The organism is Microbacterium sp. (assembly GCF_049661145.1).
Classification (GTDB): Bacteria; Actinomycetota; Actinomycetes; order Actinomycetales; family Microbacteriaceae; genus Microbacterium.
Genome location: NZ_JBASZT010000011.1, coordinates 1 through 5,967 on the forward strand (window position 1 = coordinate 1; position 5,967 = coordinate 5,967).

Genomic DNA, 5,967 nt, shown 5'->3' on the forward strand with positions numbered 1-5,967 from the left:
GCGAGGCCGAGCCCGGGCGCCATCGCCCCGCCCGACGCGCGGCCCTCCATCCGCTGCGCGAGCGGCTGGACGAGCACGCCGGTTCCCATGGTGATGCCGGTGACGATGCCGGCGACGACCGCATCGAAACCGCGCACGTGGAACACCGAGGGAGCGACCGCGAAGCTCATCGTCGCGGCGCCGAACACCCACGGTGCCGTCAGGGGGACGATCCCGAGGAACGCGCGGGATCTGATCGTGCTCCAGAACGACCGCGCTCGTCGCGGCGCGGGAGTGCGCTCGAGTCGTTCCTCTCGTTCCTCTCGCTCGATCGACGGGTCCGGCGCGCGCCACAGCACGGCGCCTACGGCGACCGAGAGCGCGATGTGCACGGCGTACGGCGTCACCTCCGGCAGGGGCACCCACTGCGCGACGACGCCGACGACGAGTGGCCCGCCGCCGAAGCGGACCGGTTGTCGTGCGAGAGGCCTGTCACCGTTCCCGGTCTCAGCACCGTTCCGGCTGCGGCGCCTTATAGCAGCCGGCCCGTTAGGAGCGGCCGTTCGGCCACCGTCCCTAGACAGAGGAGCGCCGACGTTGCTGCGGAGAGAACGACGGCGATGCGCGCGGGCCATCGCCGGTCGACGCGATCGGCGATCTCCGCGGCTAGGACGAGCGCGGGCACCAGGCCGATGGCATGGAAGCCGAACGCCAGCGCGACATGCATGGTGGTGCCAAGAACTGTGCTGAGTCTTCTGGGGACCCAGTCATTCCCGCCGTCCCGGTCGAGCGATATCGGCGTTCATGCTGTGGCGCCGATCCGCCGGGCTACGGATAGCGAGCCAGGGCGACATGAGAGAGGTGTGGGTCGGGGCGTCTATCCGTGGGGACGCACGTCGAACCGAAGCCCATCAGTTAGGCCCTATCAAGAATCTCGTCGTCTAGAATGATGCCGTCCGCGGAGTTCGCGGAGCGCATGAGCGCTTGGATCCATGAGGGGTTCAGCTCCGGGACATCGGGAGTGTCGAAGTCAAAACGCAGGGGGATTGACGGGTGCATCCAGATTGTTGAGCGGCCAGGGGAGCTCTCGGACTGGGTCCACGAGAGGGTGAAGCTCTCTTTTCGGCGGAGCTTGGCCGCAATCACAACCTTCAAATGTGCCAGAGTCCGATCATCAACATAGATCGGCTCCTCCATATGGGCGTAGTGAAAGACTCCCATCCTCGAACTATAACGGCTTGCCTTGAGGGACTAGGCGGATGACCGGCAGTTTCTAGAAGCGACGTATCCTACTCGTCTCGCCGCCGTCGGCAACGACGGGCGGTCCAGCTATTCGAACTGAGGGCGGCAGTGCGGGGCCTACCTCGGTGTCGAGGTAGCCCTATGTCTTCTGTCAAGCGGTGAGGGCGAGTTCGGCTGGTCCCGGTTGGTAGAGGATGCCGCCGCGGAGCATGGCGCAGAAGATGTCGGAGCGGCCTAGAGCTAGTGGGATGACGGCCCGGTTGTGACGCATGCCTTGGACGATCTTGGGGTTGTAGTAGGCACGTGATTCGGAGTCGCGGAGTGCGGCAAACGCGAAGAGGAGCATGGCCCGTTTCAGTATCTTGTTCCCGCCCCTGGAGGGATGCTCGCCGCAGATCGAGGTCCCAGATCGTCTGGTGATGGGCGAGGCCGGCGTAGCGGCGAGATGTCCGGCTGTAGCGTGACCCACGACCAGCAGTACCACGCTGCGCGATCTGAGCTGGTCCTGCGCCCGCAACAGGCGCTCGACGTTCGGGAGTGCTCGGTCGAACAGTCGCTTGTCTGCTCGTTCGAGCGCGACTGTGTGATGCTCGCCTTTGCCGACATTGAGTTCGACGAACACGTCGACTTCGTCATGTCCGCCCGTGCTGGTGACCACCATGTCCTCCGCTTTCACGCGGGACGGCGTCCGCAGCGGCGCATCTCTCGATCTACGTTATGGACGGCCTCGAGCATGCTCGGTTCCAGCCCTGTCAGTGATCACGCACCGCCAAGCAAGCCCGGTGCTAACACCTCCCGGATCATCGATGATAAAGAGGCAGCAATGATGCCGGGCCCGGCGGGCCGTTATCCCAACATGGCCGCCGAACGGGTCACGATGAAGGTACCGGCCGGGTGTCTGGGAGTTCGCCGGTGAGGAACTGGGCGTGTCCGCGTCCGAAAGACCAGTCCGCGGCACCGTTCTCGACGATGCTGACGATCAGATCGTCGCCATTGAGCCCGATGCGTTCATGCAGGTTCTCGGCGATGCGTGCGTAGAGTCGCTGCTTGGCGTTCTCCGGGCGGGTTTTGCTGATGACGCGCACGATGGTCAGGTCGTGGCTGCGGGTGTAACCGAGGTCGGTGTCCAGGGCGCGTAGTTCGAATGGCTCGTGCTGGGCGAGAACCTGGTACAGGTCGGTGGCAGGCACGTCGAACGCCTCCACGACTGCGGCGTGGATGCCATCGAGCAGCGCCGTGAGGCGGGTTTCGTCGTGTCCTCGGATCACGTCGACGACGATCAGGGGCATGGTTCAGGCTCCTTCGGTGAGGTGGCGGATGACATCGGTGGCGGGCCCGGTCGGGGCGGCCTGCCACCCGGTTCCGGCCCACAGATGCAGCCGGTCGGGATCTCCGGCTGCCGCGGCGGCCTGCCGGAGAGGTCGGGTGAGGTGGTGGATCGCCGGGTAGCCGATGGGCGCATCTCGGTGCCGGTCGGCGAACCCGTTGCGCAGAGCGCGAGCGGGCCTCCCCGTGAACGCACGTGTGAGAACGGTCTCCGTGAACGCGCGGTCGCCCAGGGCATGCTTGTGGGTGGGGGATGTGCCGGCCTCATCGGTGCGCAGCAGCATGGTGCCGACGGCTGCCGCCTGCGCTCCGGCGGTCAGGATGTCACGGATCGCATCTGGGCCGTCTATTCCGCCGGTGCCGATCACGGGAAGATCCACGGCTCGGAGCACCTGCCGCACGAGCGGGGGAGTGGACACCGGCTTGGGAGGGCGTTCGGGATCGAAGGTCGCGGAGTGGCCGCCGGCATCCGGGCCCTGCACGATCAGAGCGTCCGCGCCGGCGTCTTGTGCCTGCACCGCTTCCTGCGGGGTGGTGACCGTCGCCAGCACTCGGCTTCCCGCCTTCTTGAGGGAGGATATGGCCGATGCCTCTGGCAGGCCGAAGGTGAATGACACCACGGGCACAGGGTCGTCGAGCAGCAGATCGAGCTTCGCGTCCCACTGGTCGTCGTCCACGAGCGGCGTCGGGTCGAGGTCGAGTTCGTACGCCGCGGCTTCCGAGCTCAGCTCATCGACGTACGCGGCGAATGCGGCGGCGTTCACGACGTCGGTGGAGGGCACGAACAGGTTCACTCCGAAGCTCGATGCCGCGGAGCGTAGCTGGTGGACCTCTTCTGCTAGGGCAGCTGCGGTCTTGTATCCGCCTGCGAGGAACGGGAATGCGCCGGCGTCGGCGACAGCCCGTGCGAGGGCGAGGGTGGTGGGCCCGCCCGCCATCGGTGCGGCGGCGATCGGAAGCGGAGAGTCGAGCAGCGATTCGGTCATCGGGTGTCCTTTTTCACCGAGGGACGGCAGGTTGGGGCTCGGGGGTGGGCGAGTTCGCGGCGCGGTGGTCATGGGGGAAGCGGATGCGGAGCAGGAGCGCTCCGATCGCGGACAGGGTGACGATGCCTCCGGCGGCGAGCAGTGCGGTATGGAACCCGCCGGTCAGTAGCGGGGCGACGGCGACGGGGCCGATCGCTTGGCCGACGGCGTATACCGCCGACAGGACAGCGACCGCTGTCGGCACCTGCAGGTGCCGACCGGCGTCCAGGGCCAGCGTGGTGACGCCCATGAACGTCCCCCCGAACAACACGGCAGCGAGGATCGCGCCCGCCGCCCCGAGGTTGAGTGCAGCAACGACGATGCCGATGGCCTGCAATGTCAGAGCGACGGTCAGCAGGGTGGGGTGACTGGCCTTTCCGCTCAGCCATGCCCACAGCGCGCACGACGGAATCGCGGCGAGACCCACGACGATCCAGGTCGTCTTCCCCAGCTGCCCCGGCACGGCGGTCGCGACCGCGGCGACGAGGAACGTGCCGGCGATGATGTACCCCACGCCTTCGAGGAAGTACGCGAACACGAGCGGCACGAACCAGCGATGCGGGCGATGCACACGCGAAGCGTCAACCCGTGCCGTGGAGCTCGCAGACGCGATGCCAACCAAGTTCCAGCCCAGTACGGAGAGGAGTGCCGCGAGCAGCGTCGCGGCCACCCACGCCGCCCGCCAGTCCCCGATCGACGACACGAGCAGCACCGATACGCCCGACAAGGCGATCCCGGCGCCCACGCCGCCGTATGCCCATCCGACCAGATGCCGCGACCGGTGGGACACCCCTGACAGCACAGTGCTTGCGGCGGCGACGAACATCACCGCCGCGCCCGCGCCAGCGACCCCACGCAGGATGATCCACACCGGCGCGGAAGTCGTGACCGGCATGAGCGCGAGGGACGCGACGACCGATACGGCGCTGACCCGCACTGCCAGGGCGTTGCGCCCCAGTATCGGCATGATCATCGCTGCGATCGCGCCGAGGAGATAGCCGACGTAGTTGGCGGACGCCATCGCCGCCCCGAGCTGTGCACTCAGACCGACCTGGGACTGCATCAATGGGAGGATCGGCGTGAACACGAACCGGCCCACTCCGACGGCGGCAGCTAGCATGCTCCCCGAGCGAAGCGCGATACGCCACTCGCCGTCAGCATGGTCCCGCATCCGTCCGACTCCTCTTCAACGCCAGCGCGTCGTCTCACATTCGTGTCCGGTTTCGACGGTACGGAGAACGGTCGGTGAAGAGAATTGCCGATCATGCGCGATCTATGCTTGGGGAGTATGGATGTGGAGTTGCGACACCTACGAGCGTTTGCCGCGGTGGCCGATAGCCGCTCCTTCACTGCGGCCAGTCGGCAACTGCTGATCACCCAGCCCGCCCTCACTCGCACTATCCAGCAGTTGGAGGCGATCCTCGAGGTCAAGTTGCTGGATCGCACATCACGATCGGTCGAGCTGACCGAACCAGGGCGCACGTTCAGAGCCCGTGTACAGACGCTGCTTCGTGATCTTGACCTGGCTTGCGCCGAGCTACGCGGGGAACGAGACCTGCGCATCGGCTTCTCCTGGGCGCTGCCCGACCCTTGGGTGAGCGATGTCATCACCGCTTTCGAGGAGGCAACCGGTATCAGCGGGCGACTCCTGCGGCGCGACGACATCACCACGGCTCTGGAGAGCGGTGACGTCGATGTCGCCTTCGTGCGCCACTCCATCGACGACGAAGACGTGGCCACGCTGACGTTGTTCGAAGAACCGCGCGTCGCGGCCGTCAGTAGCCGATCCCCGCTCGCCGAGCGGAACACCCTCTCCTGGAACGAGCTCGGTCAGTACCCTGTCGTCGTCAACACGCGAAGCGGGAGTACCACGCCAAAACTCTGGCCGCTGGGGCGCCGCCCCGCTCAGACCATTGAGTGCGACAACTACGACGAGTGGATCACCCTCGTCGCGGCAAACAGGGGCGTAGGGGCGACGCCGTTGTCTGCGAGTGCTACGCATGCGCACGCCGGTGTCGTCTTCATTCCTATGAACGACGCGCCTCCTGTCCCCTTGCGTCTCGCGTGGCGTTGGCAACGGAACAGCGCCCTGCTTCGACGCTTCGTCGAACTCACCACGGAGCAGGGGCAGCCTTCCCGCTTCTGACTGTTCGCCATGGCACGCTACCGCCCCCGGAGGCGCCCTATGACGCCGAGGATCGACCCCTCCAAGCCGTAGGGAGCGTGCCGACTGTCCGCTGCTGAGCGCCACCCGTCGGACCTTTCCTCCTAGTGTCGCGTGTCGTTAGTTCGTGAATGGTTGCTGGTTTGGGAGAATTGGTTATGGCGAATTCTCCGGCTCCGGCTTTGCGGTTGTTCGATGGCGACAAGTCGGAGTTGCAGCGATGGACGCGCG

At 66.4% G+C, this 5,967-nt stretch carries 4 protein-coding genes and 2 pseudogenes; 1 reads left to right on the top strand and 5 read right to left on the bottom strand.

Translation table 11 applies throughout. From position 1 onward, the window contains the following. From WBP48_RS00555 to WBP48_RS00575, 5 genes and pseudogenes are all read right to left on the bottom strand, one after another. Positions 1 to 401 (bottom strand): annotated as a pseudogene (locus WBP48_RS00555) (hypothetical protein); the annotation flags it as partial. Between the two features lie 971 nt (positions 402 to 1,372). Next, positions 1,373 to 1,681 (bottom strand): annotated as a pseudogene (locus WBP48_RS00560) (IS110 family transposase); the annotation flags it as partial. Positions 1,682 to 2,093: 412 nt separating this feature from the next. Next, a complete protein-coding gene (locus WBP48_RS00565) occupies positions 2,094 to 2,510 on the bottom strand; it encodes a tautomerase family protein (protein ID WP_424434504.1) in 417 nt (138 codons plus the stop codon). A gap of 3 nt (positions 2,511 to 2,513) precedes the next feature. Continuing rightward, on the bottom strand, positions 2,514 to 3,533 hold the full coding sequence (locus WBP48_RS00570; RefSeq protein WP_424434507.1) for an NAD(P)H-dependent flavin oxidoreductase: 1,020 nt from the start codon (positions 3,531 to 3,533) through the stop codon (positions 2,514 to 2,516). Positions 3,534 to 3,546: 13 nt separating this feature from the next. Then, positions 3,547 to 4,743 (bottom strand): YbfB/YjiJ family MFS transporter, encoded by a 1,197-nt coding sequence (locus WBP48_RS00575; RefSeq protein ID WP_424434510.1) that lies wholly within the window; start codon positions 4,741 to 4,743, stop codon positions 3,547 to 3,549. A gap of 117 nt (positions 4,744 to 4,860) precedes the next feature. On the opposite strand from WBP48_RS00575, the gene WBP48_RS00580 reads away from it, so the two are divergent. Then, positions 4,861 to 5,718, top strand: a complete 858-nt coding sequence (locus tag WBP48_RS00580) for a LysR family transcriptional regulator (RefSeq protein ID WP_424434513.1) — start codon at positions 4,861 to 4,863, stop codon at positions 5,716 to 5,718. Positions 5,719 to 5,967: the final 249 nt, after the last annotated feature.

Bases quoted from the DNA above. Each gene is read 5' to 3' on its own strand.
- WBP48_RS00565 (WP_424434504.1), bottom strand. From the start codon at position 2,510: ATGCCCCTGATCGTCGTCGACGTGATCCGAGGACACGACGAAACCCGC.
- WBP48_RS00570 (WP_424434507.1), bottom strand. From the start codon at position 3,533: ATGACCGAATCGCTGCTCGACTCTCCGCTTCCGATCGCCGCCGCACCG.
- WBP48_RS00575 (WP_424434510.1), bottom strand. From the start codon at position 4,743: ATGCGGGACCATGCTGACGGCGAGTGGCGTATCGCGCTTCGCTCGGGG.
- WBP48_RS00580 (WP_424434513.1), top strand. From the start codon at position 4,861: ATGGATGTGGAGTTGCGACACCTACGAGCGTTTGCCGCGGTGGCCGAT.